At 38.8% G+C, this 19,146-nt stretch carries 19 protein-coding genes, 1 tRNA gene and 2 pseudogenes; 8 read left to right on the top strand and 14 right to left on the bottom strand.

The genetic code is table 11. From position 1 onward, the window contains the following. Positions 1-100: 100 nt before the first annotated feature. Entirely contained in the window at positions 101-1,000 is a 900-nt protein-coding gene (locus MKP09_RS11980; protein WP_240830240.1) for a sugar phosphate nucleotidyltransferase, read from the bottom strand. A 193-nt stretch (positions 1,001-1,193) separates the two neighbouring features. Between MKP09_RS11980 and MKP09_RS11975 the strand changes: the two genes are divergently transcribed. Then, entirely contained in the window at positions 1,194-2,066 is an 873-nt protein-coding gene (locus MKP09_RS11975; RefSeq protein WP_240830239.1) for a 1-aminocyclopropane-1-carboxylate deaminase/D-cysteine desulfhydrase, read from the top strand. Between the two features lie 60 nt (positions 2,067-2,126). Further along, positions 2,127-2,801, top strand: a complete 675-nt coding sequence (locus MKP09_RS11970; RefSeq protein ID WP_240830238.1) for a hypothetical protein — start codon at positions 2,127-2,129, stop codon at positions 2,799-2,801. Positions 2,802-2,884: 83 nt separating this feature from the next. Here the strand turns inward: MKP09_RS11970 and MKP09_RS28090 are convergent. The 5 genes and pseudogenes from MKP09_RS28090 to MKP09_RS26080 form a co-directional block, all read right to left on the bottom strand. Further along, a pseudogene (locus MKP09_RS28090) lies at positions 2,885-4,494 on the bottom strand (UbiD family decarboxylase). A 162-nt stretch (positions 4,495-4,656) separates the two neighbouring features. Further along, a pseudogene (locus MKP09_RS28085) lies at positions 4,657-4,845 on the bottom strand (hypothetical protein); the annotation flags it as partial. Between the two features lie 103 nt (positions 4,846-4,948). Beyond that, positions 4,949-7,375, bottom strand: a complete 2,427-nt coding sequence (locus tag MKP09_RS11955; RefSeq protein WP_240830237.1) for a mechanosensitive ion channel family protein — start codon at positions 7,373-7,375, stop codon at positions 4,949-4,951. A gap of 71 nt (positions 7,376-7,446) precedes the next feature. Then, entirely contained in the window at positions 7,447-7,815 is a 369-nt protein-coding gene (locus MKP09_RS26085; RefSeq protein WP_262915394.1) for an SIMPL domain-containing protein, read from the bottom strand. Positions 7,816-7,882: 67 nt separating this feature from the next. Then, positions 7,883-8,212, bottom strand: a complete 330-nt coding sequence (locus MKP09_RS26080; protein ID WP_262915343.1) for an SIMPL domain-containing protein — start codon at positions 8,210-8,212, stop codon at positions 7,883-7,885. A 206-nt stretch (positions 8,213-8,418) separates the two neighbouring features. Between MKP09_RS26080 and MKP09_RS27385 the strand changes: the two genes are divergently transcribed. The 4 genes from MKP09_RS27385 to MKP09_RS11930 all read left to right on the top strand — a co-directional run bounded on the left by MKP09_RS27385 (position 8,419) and on the right by MKP09_RS11930 (position 12,055). Beyond that, positions 8,419-9,231, top strand: coding sequence for a carboxypeptidase-like regulatory domain-containing protein (locus tag MKP09_RS27385; protein ID WP_317235337.1), 813 nt, complete (start codon positions 8,419-8,421; stop codon positions 9,229-9,231). Further along, positions 9,225-10,100 (top strand): TonB-dependent siderophore receptor, encoded by an 876-nt coding sequence (locus tag MKP09_RS11940; protein WP_240830235.1) that lies wholly within the window; start codon positions 9,225-9,227, stop codon positions 10,098-10,100. Before MKP09_RS27385 ends, MKP09_RS11940 begins: the two co-directional genes overlap by 7 nt. 8 nt (positions 10,101-10,108) lie before the next feature. After that, positions 10,109-10,777 (top strand): TonB-dependent receptor domain-containing protein, encoded by a 669-nt coding sequence (locus MKP09_RS11935; protein WP_394801072.1) that lies wholly within the window; start codon positions 10,109-10,111, stop codon positions 10,775-10,777. 138 nt (positions 10,778-10,915) lie between these two features. Then, on the top strand, positions 10,916-12,055 hold the full coding sequence (locus tag MKP09_RS11930) for a PepSY-associated TM helix domain-containing protein (protein WP_240830234.1): 1,140 nt from the start codon (positions 10,916-10,918) through the stop codon (positions 12,053-12,055). An 87-nt stretch (positions 12,056-12,142) separates the two neighbouring features. Here the strand turns inward: MKP09_RS11930 and MKP09_RS11925 are convergent, their stop codons facing one another. The 3 genes from MKP09_RS11925 to MKP09_RS11915 all read right to left on the bottom strand — a co-directional run bounded on the left by MKP09_RS11925 (position 12,143) and on the right by MKP09_RS11915 (position 13,850). Then, positions 12,143-12,958, bottom strand: coding sequence for a class I SAM-dependent methyltransferase (locus tag MKP09_RS11925; protein WP_240830233.1), 816 nt, complete (start codon positions 12,956-12,958; stop codon positions 12,143-12,145). A 184-nt stretch (positions 12,959-13,142) separates the two neighbouring features. Further along, positions 13,143-13,215 (bottom strand) — tRNA-Lys (locus MKP09_RS11920). A gap of 8 nt (positions 13,216-13,223) precedes the next feature. Further along, positions 13,224-13,850 (bottom strand): DUF3347 domain-containing protein, encoded by a 627-nt coding sequence (locus MKP09_RS11915; RefSeq protein WP_240830232.1) that lies wholly within the window; start codon positions 13,848-13,850, stop codon positions 13,224-13,226. 77 nt (positions 13,851-13,927) lie between these two features. Here MKP09_RS11915 and MKP09_RS11910 point away from each other — a divergent pair, with 77 nt between their 5' ends. Then, entirely contained in the window at positions 13,928-15,562 is a 1,635-nt protein-coding gene (locus tag MKP09_RS11910) for an ABC-F family ATP-binding cassette domain-containing protein (RefSeq protein WP_240830231.1), read from the top strand. 158 nt (positions 15,563-15,720) lie between these two features. Further along, positions 15,721-15,888: a hypothetical protein gene (locus MKP09_RS11905; RefSeq protein WP_240830230.1), complete on the top strand. Its 168-nt coding sequence runs from the start codon at positions 15,721-15,723 to the stop codon at positions 15,886-15,888. A 61-nt stretch (positions 15,889-15,949) separates the two neighbouring features. Here MKP09_RS11905 and MKP09_RS11900 read toward each other — a convergent pair whose 3' ends face one another. From MKP09_RS11900 to MKP09_RS11880, 5 genes are all read right to left on the bottom strand, one after another. After that, complete coding sequence (locus MKP09_RS11900) at positions 15,950-16,321, bottom strand: molybdopterin-binding protein (protein WP_240830687.1); 372 nt, start codon at positions 16,319-16,321, stop codon at positions 15,950-15,952. 20 nt (positions 16,322-16,341) lie between these two features. Beyond that, on the bottom strand, positions 16,342-16,854 hold the full coding sequence (gene moaC, locus MKP09_RS11895) for a cyclic pyranopterin monophosphate synthase MoaC (protein WP_240830229.1): 513 nt from the start codon (positions 16,852-16,854) through the stop codon (positions 16,342-16,344). A 1-nt stretch (position 16,855) separates the two neighbouring features. Then, positions 16,856-17,299, bottom strand: coding sequence for a molybdenum cofactor biosynthesis protein MoaE (locus MKP09_RS11890; RefSeq protein ID WP_240830228.1), 444 nt, complete (start codon positions 17,297-17,299; stop codon positions 16,856-16,858). Positions 17,300-17,579: 280 nt separating this feature from the next. Beyond that, a complete protein-coding gene (gene moeB, locus MKP09_RS11885; RefSeq protein ID WP_262915342.1) occupies positions 17,580-18,680 on the bottom strand; it encodes a HesA/MoeB/ThiF family protein in 1,101 nt (366 codons plus the stop codon). Between the two features lie 88 nt (positions 18,681-18,768). Next, on the bottom strand, positions 18,769-18,999 hold the full coding sequence (locus tag MKP09_RS11880; protein ID WP_240830226.1) for a MoaD/ThiS family protein: 231 nt from the start codon (positions 18,997-18,999) through the stop codon (positions 18,769-18,771). Positions 19,000-19,146: the final 147 nt, after the last annotated feature.

Here is a 19,146-nt window from a genome sequence, read left to right as displayed (position 1 = left end):
GTCTCTTTACGAGGCAACCGTTTTATTATGATTTTTCGTCAAAGCGCAATGTAGCATTCTAAGACACAAATCGAGTTGTTTTATTTACAAAATAAAACACTTATGCACCCCAAAGATTCGTACTATACTCCCCTTTCTCGATTAAGCCATTTAGCTGTTTTTGAACAGCTGGAGCATCTTCTTTATAAGTTACACCAAACCATTGTGCCGAAGTAGTAATAACTTTTACTACGCCGCCATCTTTAATGAAGTTATCAACCACTGCTGGAATTAAAAACTCAGACTTAGGAACAGCTATGCTTTCTTTAATAAATGCCTTAAAATCTTTTTCGTACAGGTCGTAAACCGATGGATGAAAACACCAAAAGTTCATAGATACGACTGTGTCTTTTGACAATTCATCCGGCTGTAAGCCGTCAGTTACTTTCACTTTATCATCTTCTAAGCCAATACCAATGCGCTCTACAACGCTTGCAAGATTGCCTTTCTCATCTAACCCACACACCCCACGATTAACCGTTCCATGATCGGATAAAGTATTCATCAACGGGTAGCCAATTACAGAATAAGTTTTTTCATCACAATCAGTAGTTAAAAACTCAACAGCTTTTTTAAAAGCATCAAACCCGTAAAAATCATCTGCATTTATAACCGCAAATGGTGTTTTTACCACATTTTTAGTGCAAAGAACTGCATGCCCGGTACCCCAGGGTTTGGTACGCTCTGCGGGGATATCAACTCCATTCAGGTACATGTCCAATTCCTGAAATGCAAACTCATATTCTACTTTACCATCAAGTTTAGACGCAAACAGGCTACGAAAGTTTTCTTCGAACTGCTGTCGTATCAAAAAAACAACTTTACCAAATCCTGCCTTTACTGCATCAGCTACTGAATAGTCCATAATCGTTTCGCCGCTGGGGCCAAAAGATTCAACCTGTTTCATACTACCGTAGCGAGACGCCATACCTGCTGCTAAAATCACCAGTGTTGGTTTCATGTGTTTATTTTTATTGTTTTTATTTGTCACATAGAATAGCTAGTAAATAATCATCCTTTTAGGTATGAACCATTCGTATAGCTATTTCATAATAATTATTCCATTTTAAGTATTAAGCTAAACAGCCCAATAATGTATTTTTAAAATAAATGGTTTCAAAAATAAGGTAATTTAGCCAACACGTACAATAGTAATGAAGATAATTGATGAAGATTTAATTATGACAGAAGCTGTTCCATTCTTGTCCAAAAATGGAGTGAATGTGCATGTGTTAAGGTTGGATAAAATAAATCCGATCGTCAGCGGCAATAAATGGTTCAAGCTCCGATTTCATTTAGAAAAAAATGCATGCAAAGGCTGTTATAAATCAGTTGTAACATTTGGAGGTGCATACTCCAACCACATTGTTGCAACAGCAGCAGCTTGTGAAAATTTTGGCATAAAAAGCATCGGACTTATTCGGGGAGAAGAGCCGAAAATTCACTCGCATACATTGCAAGCAGCTGCCTCTTTTGGCATGCAATTTATTTTTTTATCCCGCGAAGATTACAAAGAAAAACATGTACCAGCTACATTTAAAAGTGAAGATTATTATATCATTCCCGAAGGCGGCTACAGCCTGTTAGGAGCTGCGGGCGCTGCAACAATTCCTTACCACAAAGATAAATATGACTTGGTTGCCTGTGCAGTGGGTACAGGCACTATGATGGCGGGATTGATAAACAGCAAAAAAACAGCTTCACAAATACTTGGCTTTAGTACTTTAAAAAATCATACAAATTTAGAATCTGAAGTACTTAATTTGTTATTAGATAAAAATGAAAAAATGCATATTAATCATAACTATCATTTTGGTGGTTATGCGAAATATACTGCTGAGCTGATACAGTTCATGAATGATCTTTTTGACCAAACAGGTATTCCAACTGATTTTGTTTATACGGCCAAGCTGTTTTATGGCATTCAAGAGTTGATTACAACGGGTCAAATTAAAACAGGAAGTGAATTATTGCTCATTCATTCAGGGGGCTACAAGGCAATCTTTCCTTACGAAAAGGAACGTTAATATTTTAAACCATTCTCTCTAGTCTCCTATCTTTGTAGGCTAAGTAGCAATGGATTAATTATGAAGAAGATATTATTTTTTCTGTTGACAGGAGTTATTTATACTAATGTTCAAGCTCAGGAAGCACTACCTGATTTTTCTGTGTATAAAGTGGGTGGCGGACGTGTAGTTGTTGCGTGGATGCACAATTACCAGGCTATTAAACAAATAAGTATACAACGTTCAACAGACAGTTTAAATTTTTTTAAAACTATAGGAACCTTACCTGATCCGAGTTTGCAACAGAACGGATTTGCTGACGCAACTGCGCCTAGCGACAATATGTTTTACCGCATATTTGTGATGTTTGAAGGTGGAAAGTATATCTCAACAAAATCAAAACGCCCGACGGTTGATTCGACAGGGATGGCCGACGCTTACAACAGCGGCAATAAATCTAATACCGAAGTAAATTTAAATACCAATTTCCTGCCAGCCGGATTTCAACAATCATCTTACGTCTTTACATCACCAGATAGGTATGTGAGAGTGGAACTTCCTTTTGACAAAAGAAAATACGATATTAAATTTTACAGCGAATCGGGCCAACCTTTATTCGAAATGACCAATATTAAAGAGCGCAGATTTAAGCTTGACCGGTCTTACTTTGCAACCGCCGGGTACATCAATTTCGAACTTTATGCAGATGATAAAATGATAGAAAAGCATAAAGTGTTTTTGCCGAAGGATTTTTAGGCTATCAAAACCAGATTCTATCTAATAAAAATTTGTCCGCCCGTTAAGGCGAACACTTACAAATTCTTATTTAGTAAATTATATTATTTGGGGCTGGCAACCGCTTGATCACCATACATCTGATCCTTATATTTTAAAGAGGGAGAAGGTATAAATTTACCGATACCCAAATCATTCCATTTTGCATCGATTGATGCAATGGTTTTGTCATCAGCAACAATAATATTTGGCCAATCTCTTTCAAAGCCATCAAATTCTTTAGTTTTAATGGTTCCGTCCAATCCAAGTATCGCATTATACTTTCCTTCTTCTGTTTCCTTTTTAAATAAAAAATGATCTCTCTTGGGATCGAGGTTATTGCAAAAACGCCAAAGCGCAGTTGGTAAATCCAAAGCATTTACAGTATGTTCCACATACAAAATCATCTTTACTCCATTTATATAGTTCCCGCTACAAATGGCATTGTGCAATTCAGCAACATGTGCTCTTCTATTCTTTTGAACAGATACAATCAAACAAGGAATATCCAGCTTCAATAAACTATCGTTTAGTGAAGCAATTTCCGGAAACTCTTGTTGTATGTCATCAACGGGAAGTGCTTTTGGTGCCGGATAGTTCAGGTACTGATCTTCTATTTCTTCTTCAAATTTAAAAGTTCCGTCAATACAAAACTTACCACCAAAGCCCATTTTACTACAACTATGATCCAGCACATCCATCGGCCCCTGAGAGAAATATACATCTGTTGCAGGATTCAGGTTTTTGAATATTTCCTTTGCCAGTTCTTTATAATTGGTAATGGGAAAACTGGTTTGTGATGCCAATACTAATATTTTATTGAACATCATTTGTCCGGCGCCCCACATTGCGTTCATCACTTTTTGTCCCTGGCCAGCATATTCTTTTTCAATCTGTGTTATAACCAGGTTATGAAACACGCCTTCCACCGGCATATCCATGTCTTTAATTTCCGGAACCAATGTCATCTTAATTGGTGCAAGGAATATTCGTTCTGTCGCTTTACCCAACCATGCATCTTCCTGTGGCGGAATACCTACAATAGTTGCCGGATATACCGCATCTTTTTTATGAGTTATTGCAGTTATATGAAATTTCGGATACCAATCTGGTAAGGAGTAATAACCGGTATGATCGCCAAACGGGCCTTCCCAAAGCATTTCATCATTAGGATCAACATAACCTTCTATTACAAAATCCGCATCAGCAGGTACTTCTATCTCAGGCTGTGTAACACACTTTACCAGCTCTACTTTTTCTTTCTCAAAAAGCCCGCTAACATGTACTCATCAACATTTTCAGGAAGAGGCGCGGTTGCTGAATAAGCATAAGCCGGATCGCCGCCAAGCGCGACAGCAACGGGCATTATCTTGTTCAGCTTTTTGTATTCATTAAAATGCTTGGCAGATACTTTATGTTTATGCCAGTGCATAGCAGTAAGTTTCGGTCCAAAAACCTGCATACGGTACATGCCAACGTTTCTAATACCCGTATTTGGTTCTTTTGTATGAATAACAGGAAGGGTTACAAACGGGCCTCCGTCTTGTGGCCAGCAGGTAATAACCGGTAGCTTCCCAATGTCAGGCAAACCGCCCCATGGCTCGCCGGATGCTAAAGGCTTTTCAGTCAAAATTATTTGCTGGCACTCCCCTCTTCCTTTTTTCACCTTCGGCATCCAGGAAGCAAATTCTCCTAATTTTGGCAATAGCTTCAGCTTGTCGATAATATTTTCTTTGGGAGATGATAGAAGCTTGAACAATGCCTCGATATCACCGGCCACATCATTTAATTCTTTCACACCCAAAGCCATACACATTCTTTTCTCACTTCCGTACGCATTCATCAATACAGGAAACTCATAACCGGTATTTTCAAATAGCAGCGCTTTACCACCGCCCGGCTCTTTACTCATGCGGTCAGTAATCTCTGCAATTTCAAGATGAGGATTTACGTAAGTTTTTATTCGCAACAACTCCCCTTCCTTATCTAACGCTTTTATAAATTCCTGTTGATTTCTGTAAGCCATTTATTAAATAAATTGATTTTTGATACGCATTAAAATATCCGTCAAACATACAACAAACTAAAGATTCGGAAGTTTTACTGTTAAATAGAACCCTACATAAATATCATTTTCTTTCATCAGACTTGCCTTGCTGGCTTTCTGCTGAAAACACACGAATATCCTGTTGTGGAAAGGGAATTTCTATATTTGCCTTCCTGAATGCTACGTCAATAGCAGTGATGACATCGCTTGTTGCAGGAACAGCTTCAAAGGGATGTCTAACCCAAAATATCAGGTCAAAATCGACGGAACTTTCTCCAAATTTTCGAGCAAAAGCCGAACACGGAGGCACCTGCAACACCTTATCACTACTCTGTGCCACTTGTTCAAGAAGTTCTTTCACCTGTGTTAAATCAGAACCATAAGCAACACCAACTGACAGCACTACTTTTCTGATATTTTTTGACAAAGACCAATTGATCATATGTTGATTCAACAAATCTCCATTCGGTACAATAAGGCTTGATCCATCACCTAAAGTAACAATACTGCTTCTAAAGCCAATCGATTTCATTGTGCCTGATTTACCATTAAGTTCAATAAGATCGCCAACATTTACGGGCCTTTCAAAAGCAATGATCAAACCGCTAACCAGGTTGCTGACAAGCCCTTGCAAACCTAACCCTATACCAACGCCTAACGCGCCAAGTACAATTGTTATTTTATCTATTGGCAGGCCGGATGCTGCAAATGCCAGAAATAATCCGAGGCTGATAACAAAGATGCGTAGCAATAGTATCCAGCTTCCGTGAGAGCTCACAGTTGATTTTGTGCTCGTACTACCATGAAGCTCCATGGGTTCAGCTCCAAAAAACGAAACGATCCTTGATATGAGCATGGAAGAATATGCAATGACAATAAACAGAACGATACCGTCGATCGAAAAAGAGTAATCTCCCAAAGCTCTTTCTTTATGCAAGAATCCTCCCAGAGCCTCTCCCACCCGTTTGAAGACATAAAAGTTCTTACCGGTAATAATCAACCAGCCAATTACTAAAAACACATTAAAAATAAAGGGTACTTTACTTCCTACACGACTGAAATTGATATAAAATAACTTTCTGCCTGTATGCTGATAGATCTCTGAAGACAAAGCCAGCGCTTCGTTCAGTAAACGAATAACCCAAATGAAAAGAATGCCTATTATTAAACTGATATAGCCTGTCGTTAACAAGGTCTTTGATAAATTATACCAACCTAAAACATTTGCCAGCAAAGACAATATTTCGATAAATACAACGATGCGAATGAATGGTAATATTCGCTTCTCTTTAAGATCCGAATGATGCCCGTTTATTAAAATATACGAACCGTATATTATACCCGCCATCGACAGAAACAACATTATCCATCTTTCGGGGCGTGAGGATTGCAGTATAAGGTTATCGAGGCAAGCTAGAAGAAAGAACAGGCTAATGACCCACAAAAACCTGTTCCAGTAAGGAGCGATAAAATCTTTTAATATAGCCAACAGGCACGCTGCTGCTATGATCCACAAGCAAGCATTAAATATAAATGGTGCATTGATAAAAGTGAATTGATACACACTGATTACAATGATCAACGATGATAGAAATGGCTTTTTAGTAACAAGGCCTCCAGCTCGATCGCCGTCGGGGTATTTTCTTTTCAGAGCACGAAGCCATATATAAACCAGTAACACAAGAAGAATTAATATAAATATATTAGTTCCGTTTTCTTTAAAATAAAATTTCAGTGCTAATTTTTCTTTTTCCAAAGAGAACTTAATGATTTCGCCAAAAGGCCTGAAATGCAATACGGGTTTCCACAAGGGGGCAAACTCTTCACGTAGCGTAAATTGAGACAGATCGTTTCGATACTTCTCAATCTCTTCGTACGAGGATTTTAATGTAAACAATAAATAATCGGCCTGGTCTTGTACCTGATGTATCAGTTTCAGTTGGGCGTTCAAATCATTATCGATCGGGTCTCCCTGTAGCTTTATAACTTTCAGCCTCGCTACATACTCCTTTAACGCAATTGAATCCGTCGGAAAATTATATATGGATGCGATATTAAGTGTGGAATCAATGTCATTTCTAAATGTAGAAAGATGGGCAAGATGGTCATCGATCTGCTTTTTGCGCTCAGACAAGCTTTGCACCAGCTGGTATAAGATCGCTGAAGAGACGGATAGGTTTCTGTCTGTTTGTGCAGTACCTTTGTTCACAAAAATCCCGTCTTTCAAAATATCATAGGATGCCTCAATTGATTTAAGCTCAGACTTAACAGTTGACAAACTTAATGCACTTTTTAAGTAGAGCTTCGCCTGCTGCGCTGTGTTAACCAAATGTTCCAAAGCTTTACGCTGCTGCATGGCTGTTTTGCCAGCTTGAAAAACCTCCGTACTTTTTTTCCTTTCTTTTGCGGCGACAGCAGCAATTCGATCATTTATTGTAGAATCTGTAGCATCAGGTTTTGATGCTGAGTCAGAATGCTGAATTTGTTGGGCCGCACTTGAAGGCCCCAAAAACGAGCAAGAGATTAAGAGGACAATTAACAAACGCATAAAAACGTTCTATCTTTATAAAATATAGGCTACTATTTTACTGTACATTCCAGGTTTACAGTAATACTTGCGGTTTTATTTTTAGAAGCAGTATTGAAAGCGCCACCGTAGCTGTAATCTTCATTACTGTTTTTACCTGTTATCTGGAAGATGCCCATATTAGCTTTGCTTACCGAACCTATGGAACCGCCTGTATTTTTTGCAATAATATCAGCACGCTTGCGAGCATCTTCTGCAGCCTTTGCCAGCAAATCGAGTTTGAGATCAGATAGTTTGGTATAAAAATATAGCGGCTCTGGAGAGTTAAGCTCGATACCTGTTTGTATAAGCTCTGTAATTTCCCTCGACAATGCTTCTACTTTTGGAATATCATTGGATTCTACTTTAACTGTTTGAGACAGATTGTATCCCTCAAACTCGTTGCCTGTATATTTACCATCTTCAGAATACTTTGTTCGAAAACGGCGATCAATTTTTACTGCGGAAAAAATAAATTTCCGACTGCTTTATACCCTTGCGGGTAAGATAGCTTTTGATATTATTTTCATCGCTCTTTAATTGAGCATAAGCCGCTTTCAAATCATAATCATTACGGCTGTAACTTCCGTTCCACACAATAAGGTCACTCGTAAAATCTACTCCGGCGCTGCCCGTTACCCGTATAGTTTGTGTGTTCTTAAATTTATATTTATAGGCGCCTGCAATAACAAAAGCACCAATTACCAATGCTACGGCAATAAGAGCCAAGCCTAATAAATTAAAGTTTTGAAAGCGGCGTTTTTGCAGAGAGTCATTCATGCTTAAATATTTTTAAGAAGTGTACTTTTGATTTAGAGATGTCATCTACACTCTTATCAAAGATAAAAGAAAGGCGTACGGAAACAAAAAGAGTTTACATAAGTGGCAATGGTATTAAGGGTAATAGGTTGCCATTTTATTTTTCTGTAAAAATTTCCCGATTTCGAAAATGATTCTTATTACTCGTAAGTAGCTTCGCTTCCGAAATTTCTATTTATGAAGATGATAAGATCAATTTTAATAGCAGCTATCTTTTTTTACTAAGCGCAGCTGGTGTTGGGGCACAATCTGGTGTAGGAAAAATAACGGGCAAGGTTGTTACAAGCGACAATACAGATGCAGAAGGTGTAACGGTAGAATTGGCGCAAACCGGTTTATCAACCGTTACTAATGAGTTTGGTAATTTCAATTTTAATAAGCTTACGCCTGGTGATTATACCGTTCGCATTTCACTTGTAGGGCATGATGAAGTGGAACGCATCGTAACGGTAAGCCAGGGAAAAACCATTCATGTTGATATACAACTTAACATAAATGCTGTAGACCTTGGAGAAGTTATTGTTATTGGCCATAAAAACGGAGTAAAGGCAAATACTGTATCAAGCTCATTACGTACCCAGACACCATTGTTAGAACTTCCGCAGAACATTCAGGTTGTAACAAGCAAAACCCTTGCTGACCAGCAGATCATTAGTATGAGTGACGGCGTGATCAGAAATGTAAGCGGAGCTGTACGTCTTGAGCATTGGGGCGATTTATATACCAATATTTCGATGAGAGGATCACAAATACAGGCGTTTCGCAATGGCTTTAATATGGCAGCCTCTTTTTGGGGACCCCTTACTGAAGATATGAGTTTTGTAGACCGCATAGAATTTGTAAAAGGACCTGCAGGTTTTATGCTATCAAGCGGAGACCCAGCCGGCCTTTATAATGTGGTTACTAAAAAACCAACCGGCGAAACAAGAGGCACTGCAACTCTTATGATGGGCAGTTATAACTTATATAGAAGATGCTAGATCTTGATGGTAAGCTTTCAAAAGACGGAAAACTTTTGTATCGTCTTAACCTGTCTGCACAAAACAAAAAATCGCATCGTGATTATGAATATAATAACAGGTACGCGATGGCTCCTGTATTAAGTTATCAGATCAATGACAATACAAAGATCACGGCAGAATACACGTATCAATATGCTAAAATGACGGATGTAGGATCTTATTACGTATTCGCTCCGGGAACAGAGTATGCAACTCTTCCCCGAAATTTCACAATGACCGCACCCGGCCTGGAACCCACCAAAATTACGGACCAGACTTTCTTGATAAATTTTGAACATCAGATTAGCAACGATTGGAAATTAACAGCACAAGCCATGCATTCAAAATACCGACATCAAGGAACAAGCAGCTGGCCTAGCATCGTAAATCCAGATGGCACTCTACAAAGAGGCATTAGCATTTGGGATGCTGCAAGTGACATAACAATGGGCCAATTGTTTATTAATGGTAATGTGCGCACTGGTAAAATCACTCACCGTATTCTGGGTGGTATTGATGCAGGATCAAAAGACTATATGGCAGATTGGGGACAGTATTTTGTGATTGATTCGGCTAACGGAGGTGAATTTAATCCGGCAGATCCTAATTACGGAGTTCCATCGAATGGATTCCCGATTTGGGACAGAACAACTCCGTTGGAAGCCAGGTCCGTTCAAGCAGGAGGCTTAATGGGACAACGTTATGCTGCAGTGTACGTTCAGGATGAACTTGGATTTTTTGAAAACAAACTACGCCTTACTTTAGCCGGAAGATATACTGATTTGAGCCAACATTCGTGGGGTGACCCTGCTGTTAAGGCCAAAAAGTTACGCCACGTGTTGGTTTAAGTTGGAGTATCAATAAAACCACAGCGCTGTATGCTTTATACGATCAGTCTTTTATTCCACAAGCTGGTGTTTTAAGAAGTGGTGGAACGCCCCAACCTATTACCGGCAATAACCAGGAAATTGGAATTAAAAGAGATTGGGCACATGGGTTGTTAAGCACAACACTTTCCGTTTATCGTATTTTAAAAGAGAATGAATTAACTGCTGACCCAAGATACGCTGGCCAGACTCCAGCTTACAGTATCGAATTAGGTCAAAAAGTAGCCCGTGGTTTCGAATTTGATATACGAGGCATGATTCTTCCAGGCTTTACTGCAGTAGCTAACTACGCATTTACAGAGGCGAAAATAACAAAGCTATCACAGGTTGTAATAGATAGTACAGAAATGCGGGTAGGTGACGACGTACGTGGTTATGCAGGTCATACCATAAATAGTTGGTTGGAGTATAAAATTCAAAAGGGAGCATTAAAAAATTTAGGTATTGCGGGTGGTTTTACATGGCTGATGGACAGAAAAACCGATAATTGGAGTTCGCTTGCAAGTAGCTTCGGGCTTCCCGACTATTTTAGGCTGGATGGAAGCCTTTTTGGGAAAACAACAAGGTGCGTGTTGCAGCTAACATTAATAACATTTTTGATAAGTATCTTTATTCAGGTTCTTATTATGAATGGTTAAATGCTTCTTACTGGCAGAGCGAGCCTGGCAGAAATGCCCGTCTTTCAATTGCCTTTAAGTTCTAAAGGAAGAAAATCATAAAAGCACTTCTCCTTTTCAAGAAGGAGAAGTTTGCTTTATAAGAAACTCGAAAACTATATGACATTCAAAAAAATAATAGGAAAGCTGCATCTTTGGCTGGGCCTTGCTTCAGGCATAGTTGTTTTATGGCTGGGTATTACAGGCTGCATACTTGCTTTTGAAAGAGAAATAACACAGCTCACTCAAAGCTACCGCTTCGTAGAAAAAAATAGCGCCGATTATCTTCCACCTATTGTTCTAAAAGATTCAGTTGATAAATATCTAAATGGAAAAGAAACTTCCTCCATTGAGTACTTAGGAACCAATGATGCTGCGTTGGCTTACTATTACGATGACAGCGTTTACTACCAGATATTCGTAAACCCTTACACGGGGCATGTTCAAAAAATAAAGGACATGGACGATGATTTTTTCAGAACTATTTTAATGGGACATTACGAATTATGGCTTGGCGAACCAGGCAGGATCATTATTTCAACAGCCACGCTTATCTTTTTGGTAATGATGATAAGCGGCATTATACTTTGGTGGCCTAAAAATAAATCGGCGGCCAAACAACGTTTCAAATTTAAATGGAAACCCACCACCAAGTGGCGCAGAAAGAATTATGATATGCACAACGTGCTGGGTTTTTATATGACCTGGATCGCTATTTTTTTAGCAATTACCGGATTAGTAATGGGATTTGAATGGTTTTCTAACTCACTTTACTTTGTAACCTCCAGTGGAAAATCTATGCCGGAACATGTCCATCCGCTTTCAGACAGCACGCTGGCTGGAACTGTTGACAAACAAAAGATGGTGAATACCGTTTGGTTAGATTTAATGAAGCAGAAGAAAAGCGATAATAAAGTGGGAATCGCTTTTCCACATGATGACGCCGATGCATTAGAAGGATATGTGAATCACAATCTGGATTCTTATTTTAATGCAGACTTCTACCATTATGATCAGTTTACAGGCAAAGAACTTCATACCGATGGCGTATATGCCGGTAAGTTTGAAACAGCTCCGTTATCTGATAAGATAATGCGTATGAATTACGACATCCATGTTGGAGCTGTTTTGGGCTTGCCAGGAAAAATATTAGCATTCTTTGCAAGCCTTATCGCAGCTAGTTTACCAGTAACGGGCTTTATTATTTGGCGTGGAAGAAAGCGAAAGATCAAGAAGAGCAATCCCATTGTTGTGGATTAATAAGAGTTGCTGTTAAGTTTGTAAGATACAAAACTGAATAATAGCTTTGATACCCTCTAATTTTTTAAGGCATAGTTGCAACCTTTATTATTTCCATGCCTGGCTAATTACAGCACTCATCGGAGCAGTCATAGGCGCAGCTCCGAATTTTTCAGCAAGTTCTTTCTCCAACTTAATTTTTATTTCTTCTATCCAGGCAGGATTACGTTTTTTTATATCCTCATAAATATCTCCCGCTACAAGACCATTTGCCGCTTCTTTTGCGGTTCGACTTGTTGCAAAAAGTTCTACTTTTTCTATTGAGATTTTTTCAAACCCAGCATCCCTTAATAATGCTTCTATAACACTTTCATCATGCATTGAGGTAGCAAGATTATATGACTTAGGTAATGGCTCATCTAAATATTTCTTTGCTATAGATCTGGACGTATACGACGCACCGTTATTTTCCAACTTATCCCATGTTGTAAATAAAAGTTGGCCACCCGGCTTCAGAACGCGGTATGCCTCCGCAAATGCTTTCGGCTTATCCGGAACAAACATGTATCCGAAGCAGCAAACAATCAGATCCAAACTATTATCGCTAAAAGGCAGTTGTTGCGCATCTATATGTTGCCAGTCAATATCTAGCTTTCTTAATTTCTTTTTAGCAACACTGAGCATATCTTCGCTAATATCTGAAGCAATCAGCTTTGCCTTGGTTGAAATACGATCCCGAATATGGCGAGTAACCCGGCCGGTTCCGGTAGCGAGTTCCAGCACAATGGAAACCAAAGCAGGGTCAATTCGTTTTACAACTTCAATGGCGTATGGTTCAAAGAATAAGGGACCGAAAAATCGATCATAATGACTGTCAGTTTCTTCCGGTAAATCAGAAAGATTATTAGGAGAAGTATCAATCATAAATTCTTGAATTTATATTGTAAGAAACGATAGGTAATTCGGTCGGGGGTCTAATTCACTGAATTATTTCAATAAGTACAAGTAATTTATCAAAAAACTCAAACAGTTTAGCATTCAAACAATCATAGCCTGTAATAAAAAACCGTAAGCTCAATGTACATTGAACTTACGGAAATGATTAATGTGTCCCCGCAGAGACTCGAACTCTGGGCCCGCTGATTAAGAGTCAGCTGCTCTACCAACTGAGCTACGGAGACATCAATAATTATTGTTGCTGCGTTGTATCTGGTACTGTAAAATCAATCTTTTGTTTAGTTTCTCCGCACGCAAGCATTGTGGCACCATATTTAGGATCCTTTTTACCAAGGTAAGGATTTACAATGGCTTCCTTATCGCTTAACCAACTGCCGCTATTCCCCTCTCCAAAAGCCATCGGACATTCCTGCCAGTAAACAGGTTCGGCATCATATTTCACCGTAATCAAAAAATTACGTAAATTATCTGAAAGATCACGAAGTGCATACCTTTTTGCCGCCCAGTCATTTTCACCACTTATTGCTGCCGCATTACTTTTAAGATTTTCTACAGGAAACAAAGCGGTTTGGTAAATCATGGAATCTTTCTTTAAATCTTCTAAAGCCAGGTTGTTAACAGATTCCAACATATTTGCTGCGCCTTTGTTTACTACAGTAGAATCCCAATTCACGAATCCCTCCGTCATCGCAAAATAATTTTTCAAAACAGCATCTACCGAAGCATTAAAAGCTTCGCTATGTACACTTACTGCCAGTCCTTTAGGAGCTTCTTCTTTAGGTTCGTCTTTTTTAAAAGCATACCTATAGATAAGAAACGCTACAACTAACAGTATAACAACCAATAATAGTTTTTTCATGATAAGGTTTAATATTACCGCCTGCTATTGTTAATTTTGCAGGCTTATAAAATCAAAAATAGTAAAAAATAAATATCATGCTGGCAGGTTTACAAAATGTGACATTTGAGTTTGGTGCGAGAACGATTGTGCAAGATGCCACCTGGCATATTCAGCCTAATGACCGAATCGGGTTGATCGGCTATAACGGTACAGGTAAATCGACTTTATTAAAATTATTGACCGGTGGGTTTTCTCCTTCTGAAGGAACTGTTGAAAAAGGCAGGGAAACCTCTATTGGATATTTACACCAGGACTTATTAAGTTTCGATACCAATGAATCTATTTTACAAGTTGCGTTAGGCGCTTTTGAACGAGTATTACAATTAGAAAAGGAAATTGAAGAGCTGGGCATAGAATTGGAAAAAACCGGCGATGAGAAAACCTTGCATGAATATTCTGACAAGCTGCATGAAATGGATACGCTTGACGGCTACAACATTCATCATACGACCGAAGAAGTATTACAAGGACTGGGATTTGAAAATGCTGATTTACAAAGACCATATAAAGAGTTTAGCGGAGGATGGCGCATGCGCGTATTGCTTGCGAAAATGATATTAGCCAAACCCGATCTTTTACTTTTGGATGAACCTACCAACCACCTTGATCTTCCGTCTATCGAATGGCTGGAAAAATATTTACAGCATTATCAGGGCGCCGTGGTTATTGTAAGCCACGATAAATATTTCCTGAACCGGATGGTTACGAAAATCATCGAACTTTATCAAAAAGAGTTACATGTTTATAACGGTAACTATGATTTTTATGAAACGGAAAAAGCCGTGCGTATTGAGATGCAACAAAAGGCTTATGAAAACCAGCAGGATTACATCAGGCAAAATGAAAGATTGGTAGAGCGTTTTCGTGCCAAAGCGAGCAAGGCTGCAATGGCACAAAGTATCATGAAAAAATTAGATAAGTTGGATCGCATTGAAGATGTAACTGTTGAAAGGCCCAATATTAAAATCAATTTCCGGGTTGATAAAACACCGGGAAAAGTTTTGGTGGAACTAAACGATGTATCTAAATCTTTTGGAGAAAACATCATTCTTGATCATGCAAAAGCGGAAATAGAGCGCGGCGATAAAATAGCTTTGATAGGTGCTAATGGAAAGGGAAAATCTACATTGCTGAGAATTATTGCAGGTATTGAAACCATAAAGGGCGAACGTAAATGGGGACATAATGTAGAAGAAAGTTTTTATGCGCAACATCAGCTCGAATCGCTTGATCTTAACAATACGATATTAGACGAAATGCGCAGCTGTGGCGCACAAATGACGGATGTTGAGTTAAGAACACTTTTAGGATGTTTTCTGTTTAGCGGCGATGACGCAGATAAAAAGATAAAAGTATTAAGTGGTGGTGAAAAGGCGCGTGTTGCTTTAGCAAAAACGATCATTAGCAAAGCCAATTTCCTGATGCTGGATGAACCGACCAACCACCTTGATATGCATAGCTGCGATCTGTTGATCGACTCTTTAAAAAAATATGAAGGCAGCCTTGTATTGGTAAGCCACGATCGTTATTTCATTTCTAAAACTGCTAATAAGATCTGGGAAATTGTAGATCACCAAATAAAAGAATTTAAAGGAAGTTATGATGAATGGGTAGCCTGGAATGAACGTATGGCCGCCCAAGCCAGGCAAAATGCCAACAATAAAAAATAGAAGCAAAACCTGCTGCTACAAAACCTGTTATTGAAGAAAAGAAACCAGAGCCTCCGGCAAAAAATCAGGCAATCAATAAAGAGCAGAAGAAAGAACTTCAAAAGCAACAAAAACAATTTGAGCAAACAGAAGAAGCACTTAGCAAAAACAAAAAATTATTGCTTGAGTTGCAAGCGAAACTGGCAGATCCCACTATCTATGCAGACAAAGACAAGTTTCTGACTGTTGAACAGGACTATAAAAAAGCTTCGGAAGAAAATGCAAGGCTTGAAAAACAGTATGAAGAAGTTTTTTCTTTATTAATGGAGCTGGAGGAGAAAAATTGACAGATGGCAGATGACAGTAGAAAGTTTTACCTGTCAACTTAAAACCGTCAACTGCCACTTTTTAGTGTCCCATTCCTTTTGCTATTTTAAAAAGATGCAGCACATAAGGAAATAGCGCATCCATTGTTTCTTCAGCACCACGTGTAGATCCGGGCAATGTAATTACAAGTGAATTACCAATAAACCCTGCAACTCCACGCGAGAGCATCGCATAAGGTGTACGTTGTTGCCCGTAATTACGCGCGGCTTCCATAATGCCCGGTATTTCTCTGTCCAATAAGGGCTTTATAGCATCGGGCGTTACATCGCGCGGAGAAAGCCCCGTACCTCCAGTAAATAATATTAGATTATAACCATTTTCGCTTAAATGCCTGGCTCTTTTTTGTATCAATTCAAAATCATCAGATATAATTTCATAAGCGCCAGCTTGTATCCCATATACTTTCAGCTTGCTTAATATTGTCTTTCCACTTTTGTCTTCTTTTTTCCTGAAGCCACACTATCAGAGCAAACGATAACCGCGCAACGCAACGTAGACGCCTCATCAGCAAAATCAGTCTTGCCGCCTTTTTTATTCAACAATTTAATATTGGATATGGAAACTTCTTTATCCAAAGGCTTCAACATATCATACATTGTTAGCGCAACAATAGCCGCTCCATGCATGGCTTCCACTTCTACACCTGTTTTGTAAATCGTATGCACTTCCACAAAAATCTCAATTTCCAATCCGTCAATATGATGTGTTATCGAGGCAAACTCTACAGGCAGCGGATGACAATCCGGAATTACATCGCTGGTTTTTTTGATCGCTAAAAGCCCCGCCGCGCGCGAAAACTCAAATACATCACCTTTCGGTACCGTCTTATTTTGTATTGCATCAATCGTCTCCTGTTTGGAAACAGTTAATGTTGCCGAAGCCACAGCTTTTCTTAAACTATTCGGTTTATGCGTAATGTCTACCATATTATTTATTCTCTTTCCATTGATGTGTTTCGTCTTCAAAAACTTCTTTCCCCCAAACAGGCAATTCTTTCTTAATCCGCTCCACCACCTCATTACAGGCATCTATCGCTGCACGGCGGTGCGGTGATGAGGTAAATACAAACAAACACAATTCACCTGCTTTTATTACTCCCAAGCTGTGATATACGTGCATACAGGTAAGCTTGTATTTCGAAAAAATAGCTTCTCGAATTTCCTGCATTTTTTTCAACGCCATTTCTTCATATGCTGTGTATTCAATTGCTGCAACAGTTTTATCATTTATAATATCGGCACGCACCTGGCCCAAAAATATACTATGCGCACCAATATCTTTTTTAGCCGAATGTTTTGCAATACTATCAGCAATAAACTCCGCCGCTATAGCTCCGCTTCTAAAAATATTTTTGATTTTATTTTCGCTCATATTCTTTTATTAGACCAACAATAAACAGATGGCATCGATCTTGCGTCGCACACTTGAACTGTAGAATATATGGCATCCTACATAAACGACGCCGAACAAGACCTCCGAGGTTTTAAAAACCTCGGAGGTCTTGTTCCTATACTTCGCCATTGTCAGAACCATGATTTGTTAGATTATAAGATTAATAGGATTTGAAAATGTACGATGTATGAATTACGGTATACGAAAAACTACATCCCAAAATCTGAACAAGGATCTGTCATCTCCCATCCGTCATCTGTTAACTTCCCCTGCTCTCTATTCCTCCTTTCAAGCTATACACATTTACACCTTTCCTTAATTGCTTTAACTTTTGTGCCGCGCTAAAGCTACGTTTCCCAGACAAACAAAATAATATAATATTTTCCGAATCCAACTCCTCTCCTCTTTCCAAAATCTCACCGTATGGTATATTGATATGTTTAAACCCACTAACAATGGGCATTTCATCAGAATCGCGTACATCAATAATCAAAGCATTGTCATTTCGTACCCATTCATTAAAAGCAGCTGCATCTATTTCAATATTTGAAATACAGGTTTCTTCATAAATCATTCTTTTAAACGCAGCTGTTGATTTTGGTATCAAATCATTTGCCTCTGAATTTTGTTCAATACTAAGTCTATAGGAATTGTGATTAAGAGAATTATAAATAAGAAGCTTGCCCGCCAATACCTCACCAATTTCTGAAACAATTTTAATCACTTCCGTTGCCATCATCGTACCAATAATCCCAGGTAATACGCCTAACACACCGGCTTCATTACAATTAGGAACTTCTTGCGCAGATGGCGGCTGAGGAAAAACATCCCGATAATTTACGGCTCTTTCTTGCTCACTATTTTTATTCCAATTAAAAACAGCAAGCTGTCCTTCATATGTTGATACAGCGCCGTACACCAAAGGTTTGTCCAGCAATACACACGCATCATTAACCAAATACCGGGTAGCAAAATTGTCCGATCCATCTACAACCAAATCGTACTTACCTAAAAGTTCTAATGTATTATCAACTGTTAATCGTTGGGTATAAATATTAATAGTAACCTCGGGATTAAGGCGCCTGAGTTGTTCAACAGCAACTTCAACTTTGGGTTTACCAATATCATCCGTTCCAAATAAAACCTGTCGGTGCAAATTAGATAATGATACCACATCATCATCAATCACACCAATCGTCCCAACACCTGCTGCACATAAGTATTGTAATACCGGACAACCCAATCCTCCAGCGCCAACAACTAAAACCCGCGCTGCCAGCAGTTTCTGTTGCGCTGCAATACCAAAGCCTTTCAGCATTATTTGTCTTTGGTATCTTGTATGTAGTTCTCTTTGACTCATACCATGATTAATATAAAAATTAAATTACGACGACACTTCACCATCTTACCAATACCAGTCAGACCGAGACGGTCAGACTGGGATTTGGTCAACCTCCTGAAAATGGAGGTAGAAAAGCAATTGTAAATCCTTCTTCTAAATCAACATTGCCTGATACAATTTTTTCGTTGACGGACAATGCGTACTTTTTATCTTTTAGCAAAGGGAATTGCTCAAACAATTTTTGTTCAAGTTCGTGTAATGTAGAAACAACGGGCATTTCGATAGCATTGCCGACAATTTCAGCAAGAGGTCCGAAAAATAAAACATTAATTGTCATGATTCTAAACTTATTGGTTCTGCGTCATTTTGTGACTTGCACGCAGTCTGACCGTCTCGGTCTGACTGGTGATTACAATCAATATGTAGGATGCCGTATATTCTACTGTTCAAGTGTGCGACGCAATACCGATGCCATTTGTTTATT

It is taken from the genome of Paraniabella ginsengisoli (assembly GCF_022513635.1).
Classification (GTDB): domain Bacteria; phylum Bacteroidota; class Bacteroidia; order Chitinophagales; family Chitinophagaceae; genus Niabella; species Niabella ginsengisoli.
This window is presented reverse-complemented; position numbering and strand designations above follow the sequence as displayed.